The organism is Thioalkalivibrio sp. AKL8, from assembly GCF_000380525.1.
In the GTDB taxonomy this organism is placed as follows: domain Bacteria; phylum Pseudomonadota; class Gammaproteobacteria; order Ectothiorhodospirales; family Ectothiorhodospiraceae; genus Thioalkalivibrio; species Thioalkalivibrio versutus.
Genome location: NZ_AQYF01000004.1, coordinates 96,192 through 119,791, shown reverse-complemented (window position 1 = coordinate 119,791; position 23,600 = coordinate 96,192). Strand labels below are relative to the sequence as shown.

Here is a 23,600-nt window from a genome sequence, read left to right as displayed (position 1 = left end):
CCATGCCGGCGGTGGTGGACCTGTTCGTCTACGGGACGCTCAAGCGCGGTTTTGCCAACCACCGTGCATTCTGCGAGCGGGCCCTCCGGATCCGCCCCGCGTCGATCGAAGGCACGATCTTTGACCTGCCGGTGGGCTACCCGGCCGTACAGATCCCCGGTGACAGCATCCTGCTGGAGGCGGGCCCCGATCCCGTGCGCGATGCAGGCCGCCAGCGGCTCGTCCGGAACCCGGTGCCACCCGTGCGGGCCGGGGATGCCTGCGGCCGCGTCCTGGGCGAATGGATCCGTCTGCCCGACCCGGCCTGCACCCTCCCGCGAGTGGACGCCCTCGAAGGCCTCCGCCGCGACGGCCGCGGGGAATATCGCCGCGCGCTGGTTCCCGCCTGGACGGAGGAGGGACCCCGGGCCCTCTGGGTGTACTGGATGCCGCAATTGCCGCCCGATGCGCGCTACCTGCCGGATGGGGCCTGGCCGGCGCGGTCTTGATCCGGGCGGCGTGTTCATTGTGGTCCCGGGACGCCGGCGGCCCGGTCCGAAAGCGGTAGGATGCCGATGAGCGCAGCGAATCGCATCGGGTGGCCCATGGGGTGAGTGCCACGTCTTGAACGATGCGATTCGCTGCGCTCATTGCATCCTACGGTTTCCCTGGTATTCGTGGTTCCGGGGAGGCGCTAGCCGGCGGAGGCGAGGAGTTCGCGGGCGTGGGTGCGGGTGGTCTCGGTGAGCTGGGTGCCGCCGATCAGGCGGGCCAGGGCCTCCACGCGGCGTTCGTCGTCCAGCGGCTGGATCGCGGTGCGGGTGCCGTCCTTGGCGTGGCTCTTTTGTACCTCCAGCTGGTGGTGCGCCTGGGCGGCGACCTGGGCCAGGTGAGTCACGCACAGGACCTGATGGCGCTCGCCCAGGCTGCGCAGCTTGCGCCCGACCACCTCGGCGACCGCGCCACTGATGCCGCTGTCGACTTCGTCGAAGATCAGCGTGGGCACTGTCTGCTGCTCGCTGGCCAGTACCTGTAGCGCCAGCCCGATGCGCGAGAGCTCGCCGCCGGAGGCGACCTTGGCCATCGGCTGCGGCGCAGCACCGGGGTTCGCGGCCACGCGGAATTCAATGTGGTCCACGCCGTGGGCCTGCGGCTTGTCGGCGGGCTCGACCCCGATCTCGAAGTGGCCGCCAGCCATGCCCAGTTCCTGCATGGTCTCGGTGACCGACTGTCCGATGCGGCTGGCGGCCTTCCGGCGGGCCTGAGTGAGTTTCGTGGCAGCGGTATCGAAGGCCGCGCGGGTCTGCTGTTCGCGGGCCTCCAGGGCCTCAACGGTCTGATCGCCGTTTTCCAGGGCATCCAGTTCCGTTTGCAGTTCATCGAACAGGCCTGGCAGGGCCTCGGGGTCGATCCGGTGCTTGCGCGCCAGGCGCAGGTATTCGCTGACGCGAGTATCCAGCTCGGCGAGACGTTCCGGGTCCAGCTCGATGCCGTCGGCCAGGCGGCGCAGGTGGTCGCCCGCCTCGTCGATCTGGATGCGGGCGGATTCCAGCAGCTCGACCGCCGGACTGACCCGCTCGTCGTGTTGCGCGGCGTCCTGCAGGGCGTGCAGGACCTGGCCCAGCTGCGTGTCCAGCCCGCTGTCCTCCTCGATCTGCTGGCTGGCGGTCTGCAGGGCGGTGAGTACCTCGGTGCCGTGGGCGAGCTGGTTTTGTTCGGTCAGCAGTCGGGGGTATTCGTCCTGTACCGGGGCCAGCTCGGCCAGTTCTCCGCTCTGGAAGCGCAGCAGATCGAGGCGGTCGGAGGTGTCGGCCTGGGCCTCGCGTGCCTGGTCCAGGGCGCTCGCCGCAGCGCGCCAGGCGCGGTGGGCCTCGCGGACATCGCGCGTCGGGTTGCCGTCGAGGAAGCCGTCCAGCCAGTGGCGCTGGGTATCGCGCTGCAAGAGCTGCTGATGCGCGTGCTGGCCGTGGATGTCCACCAGCCATTCGCCCAGGGTGCGCAGCTGACCCACCGCGACCGGCCGCCCGTTGATCCAGGCGCGGCTCTTCCCCTGGCGGGTCAGCACGCGGCGCAGCAGGACGTTTTCGTCGTCCGCCGCGGCCAGGTCCTGTTCGGCCAGCCAGGCGCTGGCCGGGCCCTTGGCGGGCAGGGCGAACTCGGCCGACAGATCGGCCTGTTCGGCGCCCTCGCGCACCATGCCGGCGTCGGCGCGGTCGCCCAGCAGTTGGCCGATCACGTCGATCAGGATGGACTTGCCGGCCCCGGTCTCGCCGGTCAGGGCGCTCAGGCCGGTGTCCAGCTCCAGTTCCAGCCGGTCGATGATCGCGAAGTCGCGGATGCTGATCAGATGCAACATGGGATCAGGGCTGCTCGCCCCAGCGCAGCTTGGTGCGGAGCACGCGCAGGAAGTGGTGTTCGCGGGGGTGGATCAGGGTCAGGGCCTGTTCGCGGCGATGGATGCGCAGCAGGTCGCCGGGGGCGAAGTCCACGTTCTCCTGGCCATCCAGTGCGACCTGGGCCGGCGAGCGGCTGCCGCTGGACAGGCGGATCTCGATGGTGGAGCGGCCGCTGACGACCAGCGGGCGGTGATTCAGGCTGTGCGGGCAGACCGGCACGAGCACCATCGCGTCCAGCTGGGGGGTCAGGATCGGCCCGCCGGCGGACAGTGCGTAGGCGGTGGAACCGGTGGGGGTCGCGATTACGAGGCCGTCGGCCCGCAGGCGTCCGACATCCATGCCGTCGATCGCGGTGTCGAATTCGATAATGCGCACCACGCTCAGCACGTGGAGGACGACGTCATTCAGGGCGATCCCGCGGTGGATGGTGACGCCGTCGCGGATCAGCTCGGCCTCGAGCATGGCCCGGGGTTCGCGCTCGAAGGCGCCATCCAGGACCTCGCCCAGTTCCTCCGGGGCGGTGTCGGGGGAGACATCCACCAGGAAGCCGAGCCGGCCGAGGTTGATCCCCAGCAGCGGGGTGTCGGCATCCGCGGTGACGCGGGCCGTGGCCAGCAGTGTCCCGTCACCGCCGATCACGATCAGCAGGTCCACCGCGTGGGCCAGTTCGTCCAGCGGCAGGAGCCCGACGCTGTCCGGCCGCTCGAAGCCGTCGATCTCCTGTTCCATGAAGACCTGGCGGCCGCGCTCCTGCAGCAGACCCACCAGGGTCGCGACCAGGGGCGCGGTACGCGAGTCGCTGGACTTGCCGACCAGTCCGACCTTGTTGAAGTCTGGCATCATGCCGGCATTATCCGGAAAAGGGACCGCGACTGCACCCGGGGTTTCTTGACCTGATTCCTGCACGATCCAAGACTGAACCTTTAAGCACTCGACCGAGTGGAGCGCTGACGATCCATGGAAAACGCAACGATCAATCTGGACGCCAGGGCCCGCACCCTGTTGCGGACCCTGATCGAGAGCTATATCCGGGATGGCCAGCCCGTCGGTTCGCGCACCCTGGCCCGGACCTCTGGCCTCAGTGTGAGCGCCGCCACCGTGCGCAACGTGATGGCGGATCTCGAGGATATGGGGCTGATCCATTCGCCGCATACCTCGGCCGGGCGCATACCGACCCCGGCCGGCTACCGGCTGTTCGTCGACAGCCTGCTGGAGGTGCGCAATCCCTCGCCGGAGGATATCCGTGCGATCCAGTCGGGGTTCGATCCGACTGCCAGCACCCAGGACCTGATGGACGCCACCAGCAACCTGCTGTCGCGGGTCACGCGCATGGCCGGGATGGTGCGCCTGCCGCGGCATCGCAACGTGGCGCTCAGTCAGATCGAGTTCCTGCGCCTGGGCGAGGGCCGCATCCTTGCGATCCTGGTGATCGACGGCAAGGAGGTGCAGAACCGGGTACTGGAACTGGACCGTGACTTCAGCCAGGACGAACTGCAGCGCATGGCGAACTACCTGAATGCCCATCTGGCCGGCAAGAGCCTGCATGCGGTGCGCGCCGAGCTGTTACGCGAGATGCGTGACGTGCGCGACGACCTGGACGCAATGATGCTGGCGGCGATCGACCTGGGCGAGAAGGCGGTGGGCGACGAGGACCCGGACGATGTGGTCGTGGCCGGGCAGACCCACCTGCTGGGCTACGAGGAGCTGGCGGACATGGCTCGCCTGCGCCAGTTGCTGGAGGCCTTCAACGAGAAGCAGGAGATCCTCGGCATCCTCGACCAGTGCATCCGCGGCGACCGGGTGCAGATCTTCATCGGCCGCGAATCGGGGCTCGACTGGTTCGAGAACTGTTCGGTGGTGACTGCGCCCTACAGTGTCGACGGCGAGGTGGTGGGCGTGCTCGGGGTCATTGGTCCCACGCGGATGTCCTACGACCGGGTGATCCCGATTGTGGACGTGACGGCCCGCCTGCTGGGCTCGGCGCTGGGCGATCACCCGGTGGATGATTCGAAGTAGCGACCCCCTTGAAACCGGGGGGAATGCCCCCAGCATCCAGATAGACAACCCAATCCACCCTGTCCGCCGGTGATCGGCGCGGCGGGCGATTTTGTTTTTCATTGATTTGCGAGGCCAGCATGTCCGAACAGCGGGAATCCCAGGAACAGCCGGAAGAACTCGAGACCCGGAACGAGGAGGCCCCCGAGGCCGAGGGTGGCACGGATGATCGGCTGCAGGAGCTCGAGGCTCTGGCCGAAGAGCGCCGCGACCAGGCCCTGCGGGCCCAGGCCGAGCTGGAGAACCAGCGCCGCCGCTTCGAGCGCGAGCTGGAGAACGCGCACAAGTACGCAATGGAGAAGTTCGCTGCCGAAATGCTGGAGGTGGGCGACTCGCTGGAACTGGGGCTGCAGGCGGCGCGCGAGTCCAAGGATGTCGAGCGCATCATCGAGGGCGCCGAGCTGACCCTGAAGAACCTGACCCGGGTGTTCGAGAAGTTCGGCATCCAGTCCGAGGACCCGACCGGCCAGCGCTTCGATCCGGAGCGTCACCAGGCGATGTCCATGCAGGAAGACCCGGAGAACCCGCCGAACACCGTGGTGGCCACCATGCAGAAGGGGTACCGGTTGCAGGACCGCGTGCTGCGCCCGGCGATGGTGGTGGTCTCCAAGGCGCCGACCTCGCCGAACATCGACGAAAGCGCCTGACACCGTCTTTTCGGGCCGGTTTTCGGGGTATCGGACACGCTGCCCCTTGAAAACCCGGCCCGGGGCCCCAGATTCCCGTACAAGTTGGCAGAGAAACACGCTCTGCAGCGCAAAATTTTTCGCATCAGGAGATTTCAGTCATGGGCAAGATCATTGGTATTGACCTCGGGACCACTAACTCCTGCGTCGCCGTAATGGAAGGCGACCAGGCCAAGGTCATCGAGAACGCGGAAGGCACCCGCACCACCCCGTCCATCGTCGCGTTCAGTGACGACGGCGAGGTGCTGGTTGGCCAGTCCGCGAAGCGCCAGGCGGTCACCAACCCCCAGAACACCGTGTTCGCTTCCAAGCGCCTGATCGGTCGCAAGTTCCAGGAAGACGAGGTCCAGAAGGACATCAAGCTCGTCTCCTACAACATCGTGAAGGCTGACAACGGTGACGCCTGGATCGAGGTGCAGGGCAAGAAGATGGCCCCGCCGGAGATCTCTGCGCGCGTGCTGCAGAAGATGAAGAAGACCGCCGAGGACTATCTCGGCGAAGAGGTCACCGAGGCGGTCATCACCGTCCCGGCGTACTTCAACGACTCCCAGCGCCAGGCGACCAAGGACGCCGGCAAGATCGCCGGGCTCGAGGTCAAGCGCATCATCAACGAGCCGACCGCGGCCGCGCTCGCCTATGGCATGGACAAGCAGCGCGGGGATCGCAAGATCGCCGTGTACGACCTGGGTGGCGGTACCTTCGACGTCTCGATCATCGAGATCGCCGAGGTGGATGGCGAGCACCAGTTCGAGGTGCTGGCGACCAACGGCGACACCTTCCTCGGTGGCGAGGACTTCGACAATCGCCTGATCGACTACCTGGTCGACGAGTTCAAGAAGGACCAGGGCATCGACATCAAGGGCGATCCGCTGGCGATGCAGCGCGTGAAGGAGGCCGCCGAGAAGGCCAAGATCGAGCTGTCCTCCAGCCAGCAGACCGAGGTGAACCTGCCGTACATCACCGCCGACAACACCGGGCCCAAGCACCTGGCGCTGAAGATCACCCGCGCCAAGCTGGAAAGCCTGGTCGATGACCTGGTCAAGCGCTCCATCGAGCCGTGCAAGGTCGCGCTGAAGGATGCCGGTCTGTCCGCCTCCGAGGTGGACGACGTGATCCTGGTCGGTGGCCAGACCCGCATGCCCAAGGTGCAGGAAGCGGTGCAGGCCTTCTTCGGCAAGGAGCCGCGCAAGGACGTGAACCCGGACGAGGCCGTTGCGGTCGGTGCCGCGGTGCAGGCCGGCGTGCTGGGTGGCGACGTCAAGGACGTGCTGCTGCTGGACGTGACCCCGCTGTCGCTCGGGATCGAGACGATGGGCGGCGTGATGACCAAGCTGATCGAGAAGAACACCACCATCCCGACCCGGGCCAATCAGGTGTTCTCCACCGCCGAGGACAACCAGACGGCGGTGACCGTGCACGTGCTGCAGGGCGAGCGCGACATGGCCAGCGCCAACAAGTCGCTGGGTCGCTTCGACCTGCAGGACATCCCGGCCGCGCCGCGTGGTGTGCCGCAGATCGAGGTCACCTTCGACATCGACTCCAACGGCATCCTGAACGTCTCGGCCAAGGACAAGGCGACCGGCAAGGAGAACAAGATCGTCATCAAGGCCTCCTCCGGCCTGTCCGACGAGGAAGTCGAACAGATGGTCAAGGACGCCGAGGCCCACGCCGAGGACGACAAGAAGTTCCAGCAGCTGGTCCAGGCGCGCAACCAGGCTGATGGCCTGGTGCATTCGGCCGAGAAATCCCTGAAGGATCTGGCAGACCAGGTCTCCGACGACGAGCGCACCGCGATCGAGTCGGCGGTGGCCGAGACCAAGACCGCGATGGAAGGCGACGACCCCGAGGTCATTGAGCAGGCCGCGCAGAAGCTGGCCGAGGTCTCCGGCAAGCTGGCCGAGAAGGCCTATGCCCAGGGCGCGGACGCCGCGGGCGAGGCCGGGGCCGAGCAGGCCGAGGGTGGCCCGCAGGGCGACGATGTCGTGGACGCCGAGTTCGAGGAAGTCGACGACGACCAGAAAAAGCAGGGCTGATGCCGCAGCCGGCGGGACGCTATGGCGTCCCGCCGGAACTGTTTGAACGCCGCGCCCGGGGTACTCGTGACTCCGGGCGTTTGCGTGAAGGCATTCCGCGTTCGCGCGCACGAATCAGCAGGGAATGACCATGTCACAACGCGACTATTACGAGGTGCTGGGCGTCTCCAAGGACGCCTCGGCCGCCGATATCAAGAAGGCCTTTCGCCGCCTGGCGATGAAGCACCACCCCGACCGCAACCCCGGGGATGCGGAGGCCGAGGCCAAGTTCAAGGAGGCGCGCGCCGCCTATGACGTGCTCAGCGACGACCAGAAGCGCGCCGCCTACGACCGTTACGGCCATGCCGGCGTGGACGGCTCGGCCGGGGGCTTTGGCGGGGGCGCCGGGGCCTCCAACTTCAGTGACATCTTCGAGGACATCTTTGGCGATATCTTCGGAGGTGGCGGGGGCGGCCGCGGGCAGCGGGCCTATCGTGGCTCCGACCTGCAGTACAACCTGGATCTGACCCTGGAAGAGGCCGTGTTCGGCACTGAGGTGAAGGTCCGTATCCCGACCACCGTCAGCTGCGAGGCCTGTGATGGCTCGGGCGCCGAGCCGGGGACCTCGCCGGAGACCTGCCCGACCTGTAATGGGGTCGGCCAGGTGCGCATCCAGCAGGGCTTCTTTTCGGTGCAGCAGACCTGCCCGCGTTGCGAGGGCGCGGGCAAGGTCGTCTCCAGCCCCTGCAAGTCCTGCCACGGCAAGGGTCGAGTGCAGGAGCAGAACACCCTGGACGTGAAGATCCCGGCCGGGGTGGACAGCGGTGACCGCATCCGCCTGGGAGGCCAGGGCGAGGCCGGCATGAACGGCGGCCCGCCGGGTGATCTGTACGTGCAGGTGCGGGTCAAGCCGCACAAGTTGTTCCGGCGCGAGGGCTCGGATCTGCACTGCGAGGTGCCGGTGTCGTTCGCCACGGCCGCTCTGGGCGGCGATTTGGAAGTGCCGTCGCTGGATGGCCGGGTCAAGCTGAAGGTCCCCGCGGAGACCCAGACCGGCAAGCAGTTCCGGGTCGGTGGCAAGGGCGTGAAGTCCGTGCATGGCGGCGGGGTCGGTGACCTGATCTGCCGCGTGGTGGTGGAGACGCCGATCAACCTGACCAAGGAGCAGAAACAGCTCCTGCGCCAGTTCGAGGAGTCCACCCAGGCTGGTGGTACCAAGCACAGCCCGCAGGCTCACTCCTGGCTGGACGGCGTTAAGGGGTTCTTCGAGGACCTGAACTTCTGGTCCAAGTAGTCCCGCAGGGCAAGGACGATGCTTCGCACAGGCGCCGGTTTTCACCGGGGCCTGTTGCGTTGGGGGCGTGCTCAGCCCTCCATGAAGCCCTTCGCTCTGCGGACTCGACTTTCGTGCTACCCAACACGGGGTTCACGGAGGACAACGCTGTGCAGGAAGACGGGATGGGCGGCCGCATGAGCGTCGCAGGGGCCGCGCTTCCCTGCGCGGCCGTCAGCGCGGTTCCTCACACCCCTGGGTCGGCTGTGAGTCGCCCTTGACCTGCCCGGCGCCGTGTCCTCTGCGCGTTCTGTGGGAGAAGCCGGAGTCCGCGAGATGGGGGCTCAGGTCGAGGTGAAATCGAAGGTGGGGGCGGGCATCGGTGCCTGCAGGAAGTAGCCCTGAACGAGGTTCACGTTCAGGCTGTAGAGCACGGCGAGCACGCTGGCGTCCTCGACATAGGGCACGATGACCTGCTTGCCCTTGGCATGCGCGGCATCGGTATGTTCGCGGATCAACTGCTGGTTCTCCTCGCTCTCGGCCAGGTTCTTCACGTAGGACGGGTCCAGCTTGATGTGATCCGCCTCCAGGTGCTGCAGGAGCTGGAACGGGTTCAGGCCGCTGCCGAAGTCGTCGATACACAGATGGCCGTGCATTTCCTGCAGCCCGCGGGCGACGTGGATCGCCGGCTTCAGGTGGGTAACTACGGTGGGTTCCTTCAGCTCGACGACCACGTTGTCGGCGGGGATGCGCATGCCGTGCAGGTCGTCGTGCAGCCAGCTGACCACGGAGGGGTCGCCCAGGGAGCCGTTGGTCAGTTTGAGGAAGAACTGGGTGGTCGGGTCTTTCTTCAGCTGTTCCGTCAGCATCTGTAGCGCAGTCTTCAGGACCCAGCGGTCGATGGGTGCCGCCATCTCGGTGCGCTCGGCACTGGGCAGGAAGGCATCCGGCTCGTGGATATGCCCCTCGGCGTCACGCAGGCGCACGAACACCGAGTAGCGCGGGCGATCGGCACCGTGCAGGTTCACGATCGGCTGATACAGCAGTTCCAGGCGGTCGTGTTCCAGGGCGTCCTGAATGCGCAGCTTCCACTGCTGGTCGTTTTGCGCCTGGGTCATCTCGCCCTCTGCGGGACGGAAGAAGCGGTGGTTTCCGCCCCCGGCCTCCACGGCCTCTTGCAGGGCGCGGTCGGCGTGGGTCAACAGTTCTTCGGTATCCACCGCCGTCTCGTCGGCGATCACGATGCCGGCCGACAGGCTGCAGTTGGTCGAGGCGTTGCCGAGTTCGAAGACACGTCCGGTGACTGCTTCCATCAGACCGTGGATGCGGGCCTCCACCTCGTTGCGCCGGGTGTCGGGGACCACGATCCCGAAGTGCTCGGCCTCCAGGCGTGCGGCGATGGCCGGGTCGGGAAAGTGATCCTCGATCAGCTTGCCAATATCGGCAAGCAGCAGATCGCTCGCGGACATACCGACGTTGGCCCGGATCTCGGGGAAACGGTCCACCGCAAGGGTGACCAGGGCGAAGGGCTTTTCCGATTGCGCGGCCTGGCTCTGCGCGGTCTCGATCATCCCGGAGAAGTGCTGGCGGTTGTAGAGCCCGGTGACCAGGTCACGCTGGGAGAGGTAGTCGATCTTCTCGGCCAGCTCCGGGTCCTCCTGGGCCGAGTCCAGCAGCACCTGGGTGCAGGCCTCCCCCTCGACGCTGGCGGTGGACAGACGCAGGTTGGCCTCGAACGGCGTGCCGTCAAACGCCTGCAGCTGGAAGGCCTGATGGGTCTGGTCACCTTCCTCGCCACTCTGGAAGCGGCGCAGCAGGCCCTTCAGTTCGTCGCGGCTTTCCGGGGCGATCAGGTCCATCAGCGGCAGGCCTTCCACTTCCTCCGGATCGGCAATCCCGAAGCGCTCGCGCCAGGACGCGTTGGCATAGATGTGCATGCCCTCGTGGACGTAGGCGATGGCGTCGCGCGAGTTGTCCAGCAACAGTTGGCAGCGGCGTTCGGACTCCTGCAGCGATGCGTCCATGCGCCCCATCCGCTGGCGCAGCTGGAACTGCTCGGCAGCGCGCACCGCAAGGATGCCGGCCAGTTCGTGCAGTTCGTGATCGACGACGGCATAGGCGCCGGCCTCGTAGTCATCTATGCGCGCGGGTTCGGGGCGCTCGGTCATGATGACCAGCGGGGTACGTCGACCGGATGCGTGCAGCGCCGCGTCGACGTGTTCCCGGGTCAGGGCCAGGCCGGGTTCGATCAGGACGATCACGTCGAAGCGCCGGCCCTCCAGCGCCTCGGCCAGGGCGTCGCTACCGGATACCTGCTCCGGGCGGATCGCGCTGCCGCGGGTCCGGATACTGCTGATGACCTCTTCAGCCCGGTTCGGGTTGCTGGTCACGAAGAGCGTGCGAATCGTTTCGTTCATGGGGCTAGTCGTCGCGGTTGCGGGTGGTGAATGGCGGTCCGTCGTCATCCGCGAGGGCCGGTCCGTCGGCGGTGTCGGGTGTCTCGCCAGCCGGTTGGCGGACCTCCAGGGCGGTCATGCGGCACCCGACCTCGGTAAACAGCGTAGTGCCCGTGCGCTCACTGTCCAGTTCCAGAACACGGGCGCGCCTGTTCAGCCAGCAGACGACACGTTGTTCATGATCGAACACCTGCGCTGGCAGGAACAGTACCGCCCCGTCGGCATCGGTGCGCTGCGGGGCGAACAGTCCTGATTGCGGGACGCCCGCCGCCATGCCATTGCGGAAATCCTGAATCTGCATGGGCAGGCAGCGATCGGCGAGAAATTCCACGCCGATGCTGATCAGGCTGCCGGCCTGGTCGTCGAAGCGAATCCAGCGCAGGACCCCGATGGTCCAGCGATGACCATCCACGGCCCGCAAGCCGACGAGATCCCCGATCAGCAAGGGCTGTTGGGGGCTGTCCAGGCGCAGACGCACGCCGCCGGCGCCGATGTCGTCCACCTGCCAGTGTTCCGGGGGGTGACGCTTGGTGATCGGCCCCGTGGGTTCATCGCGGGCGGCGATCTCGAGCCCGCGCCCGACATCCTCCCAGGCGGTCGCGGCGGTATTCGGCGAGTCGTCCGCAAGTGGCTGCAGGTCGCGTTCGCGGTCGGAACGGTGCGGGCTGTCTACCAGGGCGAGATCCGAACCGCGCCGCGCGGCCTTCGACATTTCGAACACGCTGACGCCGCGGTCGCGTTCGTGCAGGGATTTCAGGCCGGTCTCCGGCGCTTCCGCTGCCCCGGTGGTCTCGGACCCACGCCGGCTGCCCATCTCCATCAGCAGGAAATCATGGATACGTTCCAGGCCCATCACGCAGATCCGCTGCAGGTCGCTGGCGCTTTCGCGACTGTGACGGCGGGTCGGCAGGTTCGACCACAGGCGCAACAAGTGTTCGGCCAGCGGCTGTCCCTCGCCGCGGCCGCGCGGTTCCAGGTCGTCGGGGCGTTCACGAAGGGCGTCCAGCGCCGGCGTCAGCTCAATGAAGCAGGCGGGTTCGGTCGCCGGCGTCCCGCGCAGGGCCAGGCCCGGGGCGTGGTCGCGGTCGAGATCGCAGCGCAGCACGGGAAGGTCGGGGTGTTGTTCCGGGTCGGGGGCGGGGGTGCAGGCAAGGGGCAGGGTGTTGGCCCAGCGAGCCAGCAAGTCCATTTCGCCCATCTTCATCGCATTGGGGTCGGTGCTGCCCAGTATCATCAGCCGTGCGCTCATGGCTTCGACGCGGTCCACCTCCAGCGGGCCGAAGCGCTTGTCGGTGGCGGGCCGCTCGTCGGCGATTCCCTGCTCACGCGCCAGGCGCAGCACATCGAACAGCCGCTGCCAGTGGCCCGGCGGCACGGACTGGTACAGCCGCCAGTGGTGCATGCTCAGGGTCCCAAGCAGTGCGACTGCGGCCTGCAGGGGCGCCGTCAGGCGTTTCGCGTGGCGGTTGTCGTGCGCGTCCGCGCGTTCGCGGACCACCAGCAGCTCCGCGTTGAGGAGGGCGCGCACAGCGGCGCTGTAAACATCGGCACGCTTGCGGCTGCGGTTCCCCAGCGGCAGGGGCCGCTGGCGCAGCAGTCGCTCCATGGCCGGGAGTAGCGGCAGGAGATGATCTTCCAGTATTGCGACCAGCGTGGCTCGGGTTCCGGGGCGAAGTACGATCGCGTTCAGCCCGTCGAGGGCCTCGCGGATGCGCTGGATGCCGAGCTCCGGCTCGCTGCCGGGCAGCTCCGCACACCAGGCGTCCAGTGCTTGCGGGGTCTGGTGGGGGAAGCTGTCGGGACCGGCCGGTTGGGTGGGCAGCTCGGGCAGGGCTTGCAGCATGGGCGTGTCCAGTGGTTGCTGGGCCGGTTGCAGGATTCTGGCGCTACTTTAGCAGCAAACCGCGCAATCGGTGTGGGTGCCGGTGGGGCTCATTCATGCGCGGGAAACGGTGTCTGCAGGGTCTTGCCGGGTTCTCCGGCGATCTCGCGCGCCAGTCGCGGGACCAGGTAGCCCGGCAGGCGGGCGTGCAGGGCGCGGTAGAGTTCGCGCGCGCGGGCGTCCGGTACCTCGAAGTGGGCTGTGCCGCGGGTGCGGTCGAGCTGGTGCAGGTAGTAGGGCAGCACGCCCAGGCGGAAGCCGGCCTCCTGGAGTTCAATCAGGGTCTCGGTGTCGTCGTTGATGCCGGCCAGCAGTACTGCCTGGTTGAGGAGCGTGACCCCGGCGGCGCGCAGGCGATCGATCGCGGCATCGGCCGGTGCGGCGAACTCGCGCGGGTGATTCGCGTGCAGCACCAGGATGTGCTGCAGACGGCCCTTGCCGAGCCAGGCCAGCAGGCGGCCGTCGACCCGTTCCGGCAGCACCACCGGCAGGCGTGTGTGGATGCGCAGGCGCTCGAGGTGCGGGATGTTTCCGAGCCGGTCCGTTAGCCGTTCCAGGCGGGTATCCGACAGGCTCAGCGGGTCGCCGCCGCTGAGGATGACCTCGCGGATGTCCGGATGCGCGGCAATGTAGTTCAGCGCGGGTTCCCAGTCGTCCCGGGCCGGATTGTGGTCGGCATAGTCGAACTCGCGGCGGAAGCAGTAACGGCAGTGGATGGCGCAGGCCCCGGTGGTCAGCAGCAGGGCGCGGCCGTGGTACTTGTGCACCACGCCGGGGGCGGCCAGCGCGTCGTGGTCGCCGACCGGGTCACTGACGAACCCCGGGGACTCGATGGCCTCGCGCGCGTCTGGCAGGGCCTGCAACAGCAGGGGATCCCGCGGGTCGCCGGGATGGATGCGGGCCAGGTAGCTCTCCGGGATGCGGGTGCGAAACAGCCGGTGCCCGGCCTGCATGCCCGGCAGGGCCTCGGGCGGCAGTCCCAGGCGTGCGGCCAGGGTCTCGGGATCGGCGATCGCGCGCGCCAGCGCCTGCTGCCAGGCCGGCGTGGATGCCGGCTCGGGTGGCTGGGTTCCGCGCGGCTCGCGCGTTATCATGACGGGCTTTGTGGGCATGAATCGTTTCCGGACGGGGCGGCATGTCCGCGCCACGCATCATCGAGGGACAGCGCGCAATGGCAACCTACAGTACCAACGAATTCAAGGCCGGTCTCAAGCTCCTGCTGGATGGTGACCCGCAGGCCATCGTGGAGAACGAGTTCGTCAAGCCGGGCAAGGGCCAGGCCTTCAGCCGGGTCAAGCTGCGCAATCTGCGTACCGGCCGGGTGCTGGAGAAGACCTTCAAGTCCGGCGAGTCGGTGGAGGCCGCCGACGTGATGGATACCGAGATGCAGTATCTCTACAACGATGGCGAGTTCTGGCACTTCATGGTGCCGGACACCTTCGAGCAGTATGCCGTCGGGGAGGCCGCACTGGGTGATTCCGGGCAGTGGCTGAAGGAACAGGATATTTGCACCGTGACCCTGTGGAACGGCGAGCCGCTGTCGGTGGTGCCGCCGTCCTTCACCGAGCTGAAGATCACCCAGTGCGATCCGGGCCTGCGCGGTGACACCGCGCAGGGCGGCACCAAGCCGGCCACGCTGGAGAGCGGCGCGGTGGTCAAGGTCCCGTTGTTCGTCGAAGAGGGCGAGACGGTGAAGGTGGATACCCGCAACGGCGAGTACGTCTCGCGCGTGTGAGCCGCACCCCGGCAGGCGCTGCGACATGACCGACTGGCGTCCGGGTGCGGCGCCGGCCCGCGCGGCGCGCGCCCGCCTCCTGGCCGGGTTGCGGGCGTTCTTCGCGGCCCGCGGGGTGCTCGAGGTCGAGACCCCGATCCTGAGCCGGGGCGCGCCGCAAGATCCAATGCTGGAGAGCTGGGAGGCGCAGGCCCCCGGCGGCGAGCGCGGCTACCTGCAGACCTCGCCGGAGTACCCGATGAAGCGCCTGCTGGCGGACGGCGCCCCGGATATCTACCAGATCGCACGGGTGTTCCGCGGGGGTGAATCCGGCCCGCGGCACAACCCCGAATTCACTCTGCTGGAGTGGTATCGCCTGGGCCTGGATCACCATGCACTGGCGCGCGAGGTGGTGGCCCTGATCGCGGATCAGGCCGCGCAGTCTCCCGACTGGCACGCGCCCCGGGGGTGCGAGGCGATCGCCTATGCCGATCTGTTTCGCTCGACTTTGGGGGTGGACCCGGCGGAGACGAATGCCGCGGAGCTGGAACGGGTCGCGGGGGACCACGGGCTGGTCATCCGCGGCGGGCTGGATCGGGATGGCTGGCTGGATGCCCTGATCAGCCTGGTGATCGCGCCGGGCTTCCCGCCGGACCGGCTGACAATCCTGTTCGACTACCCCGAGAGCCAGGCCGTCCTCGCGCGCCCCTGCGCGGACCGGCCGGGCTATGCCGCCCGTTTCGAGCTCTACTGGGGCGACCTGGAGCTGGCCAACGGCTATCACGAGCTGACCGACCCCGCAGTGTTTCGCCAGCGCCGCGAGCGGGACATCGCTCAGCGCCGCGCGCGCGGCCAGCCCCTTCCGCCCGTGGACGATCACCTGGAGGCGGCGCTGGAGTCGGGTCTGCCGGACTGCGCGGGCGTGGCCCTGGGCGTGGACCGGCTGCTGATGCGTCTGTTGGGGGTGTCGCGTATCGATCAGGTGATCGATTTCCCCTGGGCGTGACGAAGCCCATCCGGAGGGCTTGTCGCGGCCGGGATGGCGGCACACTATAGGGGCCGTTGCCGAAGGCTCTCATGCAGGATGGCTGGTCTCAATGTCCCCTTGTCGTTTTTCGCGTCGCCCCGGGCCCCGGTCCGGACCTTCCTGGTGTTTCGTATCCGTCGCTCTGATCCTCTTGTTGTGGCTGGCACCGCTGGCCGCACAGGCCCAGTTCGAGCATCTCCCGGGACCGCTGCAGCGGGCGATCGAGAACCAGCGTCTGCCGCCGGCAAATGTGGGCCTGTGGGTGCAGCGGATGTCCGATGGCGCGGTCCTCGCGCGCCTGAATGCCGATCAGCCGTACAACCCGGCCTCCACCATCAAGCTGGCCACCTCGCTGGCGGCCTTGCACGAGCTGGGGCCGGAGTACACCTGGACCACCGAGGTGTGGGCCACGCGTCCGGTGCGCGACGGTGTATTGCGCGGCGATCTGGTGATCCGTGGGACCGGCGACCCCGGCATGGTCAGCGAGGAGCACTGGCGCATGCTGGGGCAGTTGCGTCAGATCGGGCTGCGGCGCATCGAGGGCAACGTCATCCTCGACGCCTCGCATTTCGAACTGCCTCCGGGCCATCCGGCCGCATTCAATGACCAGCCGCTGCGGGCCTACAACCAGCTGCCCTATGCCCTGCACGTAAACGCCAACGCCCAGCGCTTCCGTGTGCGGCCGGAGCGGCATGGGAACGGGATTGACGTGACCGTGGATCCGCCGCTGCCGGGGCTGACGATCGAGAATCGCCTGCAGCCGTCGCGTGGCAGCTGCGGGGCCTGGCAACGGGGCATTCGCTTTGACGCCGATCCCGAGGCGCAACGCGTGACCTTGTCCGGCGAGTACCCGGTTAACTGCGGGGACTACGAACTGCTGAGGACGGTCCTGACGCCGGAGGCCAATCACGCCGAGATGTTCCGTCTGCACTGGGCGCAGTGGGGCGGTGAGCTGACCGGCGACATTCGCCCCGGCGTGCTGCCGGTGCTGTACGACGAACCGATCCTGCGTCATACCTCGCGGCCGCTGGCGGATCTGATCCGGGTCTCCAACAAGTGGAGCTCCAACGTGATGACCCGCCACCTGCTGCTGACCCTGGGGGCGCGTCACTTCACCCCGCCGGCCACGCTGGAGAAGGGGCAGCAGGCCCTGCTGGAGTCGCTGCGCGGGTTGGGGGTCGAGGTGGGTGGCATGGTGGTCGACAACGGGTCGGGGCTCAGCCGCGACACCCGCATGACCGCGCGCCAGCTGGGCCAGATCCTCGAGGGCGGATGGCAGCACTCTCACCGTCCGGAATTCCAGTCCTCCCTGGCCCTGGCCGGGCTGGACGGGACCCTGCGCAATCGCTTCCGCAACGGCAGCCAGCGCGACCTGCGCGGGCAGATGCACCTGAAGACGGGGCACCTCAACGAGGTCTCTGCGGTCGCCGGCTACGTGCGCACGCAAGGTGGGGACGACCTGGCCGTGGTGGTGCTGGTCAACGACCCCCGCGCGCATCAGGGCCTCGGCCGGAACCTGCAGGATGCCGTCCTGGAGTGGGCCCACCGCCTTTGACGCCCGGCGTTTATCCACCACGAAGCGCGCACGAAGGGTTAGGTTCGCGCGCTTCGTGGTCAGAGGGCCTTGATTGACCTCAGGGTGAGTCGAGCTTCCAGTTGGACATGATCGGGAGGCGCGAGACATCGACCTCCAGGGCCGTCAGCCAGTGCGCGACCATGCGGTTGGAGTTGTTGCGCAGGGTGTAGGCCTCGGGGTGTTCGACAAAGGCCATGTCCCATTCTGTCGATACCTTGCGGTCATCGTGGCCCGCCTGCCAGATTCCCTCCAGCGCCTCGCGCAGTGCCGTAACCCTGGCCCCGGGGACCGTCAGCAGATGCAGTTCCTCCAGCGGCACGCGCAACTGGGTTGCCGTCGCGTCCTCCAGGTCGGAGCCGGTCAGGGATTGCCGGCCGAGGCCCGCCCGTGTGGGCAGGAACAGCCCGGCCAGCCCCTGCAGGGGGTTGATTCGCCGCTCGACGTAAAACGACCAGTCGCCGTAGGAATAGCGCAGCCAGGCGTCCGGGGTCGCGGTCGGCAGGACCAGACTGGAGTGATGGCCGTGGTCCAGGAGTGCCACAGTGACCGGGTCTTCCGGTTCGGCCGGCGGCTGCAGGGTGACTGCGGCGCAGCCTTGCAGGAGCCACAGGGCGATTACGGCCAGCATCAGATGCTCGAGGCGGAACGTGCCTCGGCCGCGCGGCCTGCAAATGCTGGAATGGCGCACGGGTTGGTCAGTGGTGCTCGAGCTTGCCCAGCTCCGAGAGGATCGAGAGCACCAGCGACTCGCCCTGGGCGTCCATGCCGCGGCACAGCACATCCGGGTCACGCTCGCCGTCCACCAGGCGCTTGGTGATGCCACCCAGACGCGCCATGTCGCCCCCGGCCCGGCTCATCTGTTCGGCCATCTGCGACAGCCAGTGCAGCGACTGGGCGTCTCCGTGGGCCGCGCCGTGGATCATCTGGGCCAGCCCCGGTGCGGCCTGCGCCGGATCGCCGCTTTGCTCGGGGTCCGGCAGGGTGGAGGGATCCTGCAGGCCGGCCAGGATCGCCGTCAGGATCACCGTGTCCTCGTCGTCCAGCCCCTGCAGCAGGGACGTGTCGCGTTCGCCTTCGAGCACGCGGCGGATGCGCAGGATCAGCTCGCCCCAGCCGGCCTCGTGGGCCTGGTTCAGCACTGGCTCCAGTTCGCGGCGGGTCTCCGGGTTCTGGGTGGCCTGCACCACCAGGTTGATCAGGCCGGCCTGGGCCTGGCGGATCTGCTGGGCATGTTGCGGTTCGATCATGGTGGGTCTGACTCTTGGTTGTACGGCGGATTGAAACGGCTTCCGGGGGCCTTCCTGCGTGGTTCCGGTGTCCCTGTTGTGGCGAGGTTAGCATGCCCGGCAGTGCGTTCGGCGAGGGCCTGCGGCACAATGGCGGCTCCATTTGCAGAGGATGTCGTGGTGGAAGAACAGACAGCAGTGGGGTTGTGGGTGGCCCTCGGGATCCTGGCTATCGTGGTTGCCGCCCTCGTGGGTTTCTGGGTGGGCCGCGTCACCAGTGACGAGCGCAAGCTGATCCGCGAGCTGGAAGAGGAACTCGACCGGCGCATGCAGGAACTGACCCGCTACCGCAGCCAGGTCAACGACCATTTCGATCGCACGGCCACGCTGTTCGCGACCATGGCGGGTTCCTACCGCGACCTCTACCACCACCTGGCGCAGAGCGCGGAGGAACTGGCGGACAAGCCGACCCGTGATCGCCTCGAGGACCGGGCCGGGCAGTTGCTGTCGCACATGACGCGCCGAGACTACGGTGCCGGTCCCGGCGAGGCGGCCGGCGGCGCCAACGAATCGGACGCCCAGGACGACGAGCCGACCCCCAAGAGTTCCGAGGGCGAGGCACGCAAGCCGGACGAACGCCCGCGCCCCGACTGACCCGTGACCGCGGAGTCGGTTTGGGATCACCGCGGCGCACAGGAAGGGACGAAGAAAACCTGAAAAGCATCACCAGGTCGGTGTAAAGACTGGATGATGGGCAAGACCGCAACGGAGGCGCAAGACGCTTCCGTCACCGCATTCCTTCCGATCTCCCCGCCTTCATGCGCTTCGTGATGAAAGGCCCTTTGCCCTGGAGCGTGCGCACCGCGCGGGGGTGTGCCCGACGCGGTGCGGGGTGGGATCAGAGGGCGGAGATCTGCGCCCGGATCTGGTTGTCCAGATTCTGGATCCAGTTGTTGTAGTTCGGGTGGATATTGCCGTCCGCGTAGTTCAGGTTGGTGCTGTCCTTGTAGCGAATGCTGTATTCACCCGCCGCATAGGGGATCTCCACTTCGGCGACGTGGTCGCGCAGCGCAAGTCGCCCTTCGAGCAGCCCCGGTTCCACTTCTTCCATGCGCCAGCCCAGCGCCGTTCCGGCGGTGCGGATGGCGCGTTCCATCTGTTCGGCGCTGGGGCGTTTACCCGCAACATCGGTGACCGTGGTATCGCTGACGTTGTGCACGGGGACCGTGCCGCGGCAGCCGGCCAGCGCGATCAGGCTGGCAAACAGGATGACCAGCAACGTCCTGGTATTCATGGCGTTTTCCTTCTGGGATGGGTGCGTCGAGAGTGTAGACACGCGTGCCGTTGGTTTCCAAGGGCGCGGCCCGGAGCGGCACGCCGGGGCCTTCAGCGCACCAGGCCCCGCGAGCGCAACAGCCCCAGCGGGCGCATCCCGCGGCGCAGCAGGTGGCCGGCGACCATGGCGATGATGCGCAGGGTGTCCGCGGTCGCGCGGTAATGGCTGGGGCGGTGGTTCTCCGGGTAGATACAGCGTACCGGGACCACCCGCACCGGGAATCCCAGCCGCTCGGCGACGATCAGGGCCTCGCTTTCGAACACGAAGCCGCGCGCCCGGTGATGACGCAGCTCGAGGCGTCGCAACAGCGCCGCGGGATACAGGCGGAACCCCGACTGCGAATCCTGCAGCGGTTGCCCCGAGGCCCAGGCAATCCAGAAGTCCGCCATGCGGTTGCCGAACAGGCGCAGCGGCGGGGTATGTTCGCGGCCCTTGAGTCGGGCCCCCAGGATTAGCCGCTCGGGGGTCTCGCGCCAGGCGGCGATGAGGGCCGGGATCTCCGTGGTGTCGTGCTGGCCGTCGGCGTCCAGGGTCACCACGGCGTCGGCCCCGGTGGCCAGGGCATGCTGCATCCCGGCCCACAACGCGGCCGCCTTGCCGCCATTCTCGGGTTGCCGAAGGACCTCCGCCTGGTCCTCGATCAGGCTTGCGGTCGCATCCTCGGAGCCGTCGTCCACCACGATCACCCGGTCCACGTGGGCGCGGGCGCCGGCGACGACGTCTTCGATGGTGGCGGCCTCGTTGTGGGCCGGGATCAGGGCAACGACGTGGCTCATGGCGGGGTCAGGCGAGGGCGCCGTTGACGCCGATCACCTGACCGGACACGTAGCTGGCGCCCTCGCTGGCGAGGAAGCCGACCACACTCGCGACCTCCGCGGGCTGGCCGGCACGGCGCATGGGTACGATGGTGCGGATGCGGTCGGCATCGAAGCTCGAATCGCTCATCGGGCTTTCGATGATGCCGGGGGCGACCGCGTTGGCGGTAATCCCGCGCGAGGCGACCTCCTGGGCCAGCGAGCGAATGGCACCATGGAGCCCGGCCTTGGCCGCTGCATAGTTGGTCTGGCCGCGGTTGCCGATCTGCCCGGCGACGGAGGAGATCGCCACGACCCGGCCCCAGCGGGTGGTGATCATCGGCAGCAGCAGTGGCTGGGTGACGTTGTAGAACCCGTTCAGTCCGACGTCGATCGGTCGGTCCCACTGTTCGCGGCGCATTCCGGCCAGCGGCGCATCGTCATGGATGCCTGCGTTATGCACCAGGATCTGCACCGGTTGCTCGGCCGCCAGGGGCTCCAGGGCCTCGCGGCAGGCCCCCTCGTCGGTGATGTCGAACACCAGCACGCGGGCCTGGCCGCCGTCGGCGCGGATGGCCGCGGCTGTTGCTTCGGCCGCGTCGGCATTGCGATGGGCGTGCAGGATCACCTCATGGCCAGCCGCGGCCAGGGCTTGGGCAATGGCGGCGCCGATGGCACCGCTGGCTCCGGTAATCAGGGCGCGTGCAGTCACGGGGTCTTTTCCTCGTCGGCGGGTTGCAGGATCACCGTCGCGCGGGCGTTCAGCACCGGCTGGTCGCCGGCGGTGACCCGCAGGTCGTAGATCGAGCTGTGGGTATCCGACAGGATGCGTTCGGCGTGGATCTCGAGCGGGTCGTCGAGGCCGTCGAGACGTTGGACCTGCAGTTGCAGGTTGCGCACGGCCGCCAGGTAGCCGGCCCGGGGCGGGCCGCCATCCGCCAGCAGTGCCCCGTGCACGGCCATGCCCTGGGCGCCGTATTCCAGTGCCCCCAGGGCATGCAGGCCGCCTTCCCCGCGCAGCGGGTTGGCCGGATCCCGGTGGCTGTCGGCACGACAGTGGATGGCGTCGTCGGACCAGGCCTCTACCGAATCCAGCAGGCACATCGCCCCGGCGTGCGGCAGCAGCCGGCAGATGGCGTCGTGATCCAGGGTTTCGGGTCGCGATGGCATGCGCGGGATCTTCCTGATCCGGGCGATTGTTCAGGGCTCGATGCGGATGCTCAGCGACCGGCCCAACGGGGCGTCAAGCGTAACATGGCCGGCCGTGCCCCGGGCCAGTTGCTCCAGCAGCGGCAGGGCGCGTGCCGCCGGGTTGCTCTCGCGCAGGGCCTCCAGTTCGTCTGCCACGCAGCGATCGGCGGTGGCGGGTCCCTTGAGGTCCATCTGCAGCCGCCAGGTGGCGCCCTCCACCGGCCCCAGGCGCAGGGCGACCGCGAACGCATGGTGGATCGGGCGCACGCGGATGAATGTCTCCATCGACGGTACGTCGTAGCAGGTGAGCAGCACCTCGCCACCCTCGCACTGTTGCAGCGTCGCGGCCTCCAGCAAGCCGGCGGCCACCGTGGCGTTGTAGCCGGATACGGCGGTCGCCGGAGCGGGGTTGCGGGTGGCGATCGACCAGTTACCGGCCGGGGCGTTGTGCACCGAATTGTGGAACTGGACCGGCGAAACCACCGGCTCCGGCTGGGTGAGCGCGTCGCAGATGCGATCGATGATGTCCATGTCGCCGGAGGACGAGGCGAACACGCTGCGCAGTTGGCTGCGATCGCTGTCGGTTGTGGCCTCTTCCGCCACCTTCAGGGCCAGGCGGATCGTGGTCGTGGTGCGTCGACGCTCGTTGGCGGGGAGCAGCCGCACGGGTGGGATATTGATCGCGTCGCCCGCCAGAGGCGCCGTGCCGGCGAGGATGGCGCGGGCGGTCTCGAAGTCGTCCAGTCCCGGGCCCAGCAGTCCGACCGCATGCAGACCGATGGTGTTCATTGCGGTGCCTCCAGCAGCAGGCTGCAGTTGTTTCCGCCGAACCCGAAGGCGTTGACCAGGACCCGCCGAACCGGGCGGTCCTCGGTCTCTGCCCGTGCATCCAGGCCCAGTTCCGGGTCCGGGTGCCGTAGCCCGGCGGTCGCCGGCACGAAGCCGCCGGCCAGGCTGGCCAGTGCCTGCGCGACCCCCACCGCGCCGGCGGCCCCGAGGGTATGCCCGGTCAGGCCCTTGCTGCCCACCGCGCGCGGGGTCGGGCCCAGGCGGTGGATCAGGGCGCGGGCCTCGGAACGGTCGTTGGCCGGGGTCGCGGTGGCATGCATCAGCACATAGTCGATCTCGTCGCCTTGCCGCCCTGCACGGTCCAGGGCTTGCTGTAGTGCCGTCGCGGCCCCCAGGCCTTCCGGGTGCGGGGCGGACATGTGGTGGGCATCGCTGGATTCGCCGTAACCGGTCAGCCGTGCGCCGTGGGCATTCGCGGAGGGGCGCTCCAGCAGGAAGAAGCCGGCGGCCTCGCCGATGGAGATCCCGGTCCGGTCGCGATCCAGTGGGGTGCAGGGCTGTGCGGCGACCAGCTGCAGGGCGTTGAAGCCGTACAGCGTCATGCCGCACAGGCTGTCGACGCCGCCGACCACGGCGGCGTCGCACAGTCCCGCCGCGATGTAGCGCCGGGCATCGGCAAAGACCTTGGCGCTGGACGAGCAGGCAGTGGAGACCACCATGGCGGGGCCGGACAGGCCGAGGCGGGTGGCAACAAAGTCGGCTAGCGAGAACATGTTCTGGGTGTGCTGGTAATCGTAGTCCGGTGGCAGGGCCCCGGTCTGCGGGTCACGACGGTGGTACGCGGCCTCGGTGGCGGCGATCCCGGAGGTGCTGGTGCCCAGCAAAACGGCTACCCGATCGGCCCCGTGGCGCTCCACTGCAGCCGCCACCGCATCGATGAAGCCGTCCTGGCGCAGCCCCAGTTCGGCCAGCTGGTTGTTGCGGCACTGGAACGGGGCCAGGGCACCCTCGAGGGCGATGGCTTCCACACCCGGCACGCGGCCGACGTAGGTGTCCAGGTTGACGCGCTCCAGGTCGCAGGCACGCAGTCCGCTGGTGCCGCTGCGCAGGGCCTCGGCGTTGGCGGCGATCCCGGTGCCGGCGGCACTCGTCAGGGTGTGGGCAGTGATGACCAGGGGGTCCATGGACGGGCGTATCTGCGGGTTGTG

The 23,600-nt window shown here is 68.2% G+C and carries 22 protein-coding genes; 9 read left to right on the top strand and 13 right to left on the bottom strand.

The features are described 5' to 3' along the window. The first annotated feature begins 2 nt into the window (after positions 1–2). Positions 3–488 (top strand): gamma-glutamylcyclotransferase, encoded by a 486-nt coding sequence (locus G335_RS0102630; protein WP_018175856.1) that lies wholly within the window; start codon positions 3–5, stop codon positions 486–488. A gap of 185 nt (positions 489–673) precedes the next feature. Here the strand turns inward: G335_RS0102630 and recN are convergent, their stop codons facing one another. After that, positions 674–2,335: a DNA repair protein RecN gene (recN, locus tag G335_RS0102625; RefSeq protein WP_018175855.1), complete on the bottom strand. Its 1,662-nt coding sequence runs from the start codon at positions 2,333–2,335 to the stop codon at positions 674–676. A gap of 4 nt (positions 2,336–2,339) precedes the next feature. Further along, complete coding sequence (locus G335_RS0102620; RefSeq protein ID WP_018169154.1) at positions 2,340–3,218, bottom strand: NAD(+) kinase; 879 nt, start codon at positions 3,216–3,218, stop codon at positions 2,340–2,342. Between the two features lie 114 nt (positions 3,219–3,332). Here G335_RS0102620 and hrcA point away from each other — a divergent pair, with 114 nt between their 5' ends. The 4 genes from hrcA (at position 3,333) to dnaJ (ending at position 8,422) form a co-directional block, all read left to right on the top strand. Next, positions 3,333–4,391: a heat-inducible transcriptional repressor HrcA gene (gene hrcA, locus G335_RS0102615; protein ID WP_018175854.1), complete on the top strand. Its 1,059-nt coding sequence runs from the start codon at positions 3,333–3,335 to the stop codon at positions 4,389–4,391. Positions 4,392–4,510: 119 nt separating this feature from the next. After that, on the top strand, positions 4,511–5,077 hold the full coding sequence (gene grpE / locus G335_RS0102610; protein WP_018175853.1) for a nucleotide exchange factor GrpE: 567 nt from the start codon (positions 4,511–4,513) through the stop codon (positions 5,075–5,077). A gap of 140 nt (positions 5,078–5,217) precedes the next feature. Continuing rightward, positions 5,218–7,149 (top strand): molecular chaperone DnaK, encoded by a 1,932-nt coding sequence (dnaK, locus tag G335_RS0102605; RefSeq protein ID WP_018145344.1) that lies wholly within the window; start codon positions 5,218–5,220, stop codon positions 7,147–7,149. A 124-nt stretch (positions 7,150–7,273) separates the two neighbouring features. Then, complete coding sequence (gene dnaJ / locus G335_RS0102600) at positions 7,274–8,422, top strand: molecular chaperone DnaJ (RefSeq protein WP_018145345.1); 1,149 nt, start codon at positions 7,274–7,276, stop codon at positions 8,420–8,422. A gap of 323 nt (positions 8,423–8,745) precedes the next feature. Here dnaJ and G335_RS0102595 read toward each other — a convergent pair whose 3' ends face one another. From G335_RS0102595 to epmB, 3 genes are all read right to left on the bottom strand, one after another. Continuing rightward, complete coding sequence (locus tag G335_RS0102595) at positions 8,746–10,818, bottom strand: EAL domain-containing protein (RefSeq protein ID WP_018175852.1); 2,073 nt, start codon at positions 10,816–10,818, stop codon at positions 8,746–8,748. A 4-nt stretch (positions 10,819–10,822) separates the two neighbouring features. Further along, positions 10,823–12,700, bottom strand: a complete 1,878-nt coding sequence (locus G335_RS0102590; protein WP_018175851.1) for a hypothetical protein — start codon at positions 12,698–12,700, stop codon at positions 10,823–10,825. Positions 12,701–12,789: 89 nt separating this feature from the next. Then, positions 12,790–13,833 (bottom strand): EF-P beta-lysylation protein EpmB, encoded by a 1,044-nt coding sequence (gene epmB / locus G335_RS0102585; protein ID WP_018175850.1) that lies wholly within the window; start codon positions 13,831–13,833, stop codon positions 12,790–12,792. A gap of 77 nt (positions 13,834–13,910) precedes the next feature. Between epmB and efp the strand changes: the two genes are divergently transcribed. The 3 genes from efp (at position 13,911) to dacB (ending at position 17,035) form a co-directional block, all read left to right on the top strand. After that, complete coding sequence (gene efp / locus G335_RS0102580; RefSeq protein WP_026182087.1) at positions 13,911–14,474, top strand: elongation factor P; 564 nt, start codon at positions 13,911–13,913, stop codon at positions 14,472–14,474. Positions 14,475–14,499: 25 nt separating this feature from the next. Beyond that, positions 14,500–15,459, top strand: coding sequence for an EF-P lysine aminoacylase EpmA (gene epmA / locus G335_RS0102575; protein WP_018175849.1), 960 nt, complete (start codon positions 14,500–14,502; stop codon positions 15,457–15,459). 175 nt (positions 15,460–15,634) lie between these two features. Further along, complete coding sequence (gene dacB / locus G335_RS0102570; RefSeq protein WP_018175848.1) at positions 15,635–17,035, top strand: D-alanyl-D-alanine carboxypeptidase/D-alanyl-D-alanine-endopeptidase; 1,401 nt, start codon at positions 15,635–15,637, stop codon at positions 17,033–17,035. Between the two features lie 79 nt (positions 17,036–17,114). Here the strand turns inward: dacB and G335_RS0102565 are convergent, their stop codons facing one another. Continuing rightward, on the bottom strand, positions 17,115–17,684 hold the full coding sequence (locus G335_RS0102565; RefSeq protein ID WP_018175847.1) for a hypothetical protein: 570 nt from the start codon (positions 17,682–17,684) through the stop codon (positions 17,115–17,117). Positions 17,685–17,751: 67 nt separating this feature from the next. Continuing rightward, on the bottom strand, positions 17,752–18,303 hold the full coding sequence (locus G335_RS0102560; protein ID WP_018145353.1) for a hypothetical protein: 552 nt from the start codon (positions 18,301–18,303) through the stop codon (positions 17,752–17,754). 159 nt (positions 18,304–18,462) lie between these two features. On the opposite strand from G335_RS0102560, the gene G335_RS0102555 reads away from it, so the two are divergent. Next, complete coding sequence (locus tag G335_RS0102555) at positions 18,463–18,936, top strand: YhcB family protein (RefSeq protein ID WP_018145354.1); 474 nt, start codon at positions 18,463–18,465, stop codon at positions 18,934–18,936. A gap of 244 nt (positions 18,937–19,180) precedes the next feature. Here the strand turns inward: G335_RS0102555 and G335_RS0102550 are convergent, their stop codons facing one another. From G335_RS0102550 to G335_RS0102525, 6 genes are all read right to left on the bottom strand, one after another. Beyond that, positions 19,181–19,576: a hypothetical protein gene (locus tag G335_RS0102550; RefSeq protein WP_018175845.1), complete on the bottom strand. Its 396-nt coding sequence runs from the start codon at positions 19,574–19,576 to the stop codon at positions 19,181–19,183. 92 nt (positions 19,577–19,668) lie between these two features. Then, entirely contained in the window at positions 19,669–20,394 is a 726-nt protein-coding gene (locus tag G335_RS0102545) for a glycosyltransferase family 2 protein (protein WP_018175844.1), read from the bottom strand. A 7-nt stretch (positions 20,395–20,401) separates the two neighbouring features. Next, positions 20,402–21,124 carry a 3-oxoacyl-ACP reductase FabG gene (fabG, locus tag G335_RS0102540; RefSeq protein ID WP_018175843.1) on the bottom strand — a complete coding sequence of 241 codons (723 nt, stop codon included), beginning with the start codon at positions 21,122–21,124 and terminating at the stop codon, positions 20,402–20,404. Then, the gene (locus G335_RS0102535) at positions 21,121–21,582 is read right to left on the bottom strand and encodes a hypothetical protein (protein WP_018175842.1); all 462 of its coding nucleotides are present in this window, start codon (positions 21,580–21,582) and stop codon (positions 21,121–21,123) included. Before G335_RS0102535 ends, fabG begins: the two co-directional genes overlap by 4 nt. A 30-nt stretch (positions 21,583–21,612) precedes the next feature. Then, positions 21,613–22,392 (bottom strand): beta-ketoacyl synthase chain length factor, encoded by a 780-nt coding sequence (locus G335_RS0102530; protein ID WP_018169141.1) that lies wholly within the window; start codon positions 22,390–22,392, stop codon positions 21,613–21,615. Beyond that, positions 22,389–23,576, bottom strand: coding sequence for a beta-ketoacyl-[acyl-carrier-protein] synthase family protein (locus tag G335_RS0102525; protein ID WP_018175841.1), 1,188 nt, complete (start codon positions 23,574–23,576; stop codon positions 22,389–22,391). Before G335_RS0102525 ends, G335_RS0102530 begins: the two co-directional genes overlap by 4 nt. Positions 23,577–23,600 lie beyond the last annotated feature (24 nt).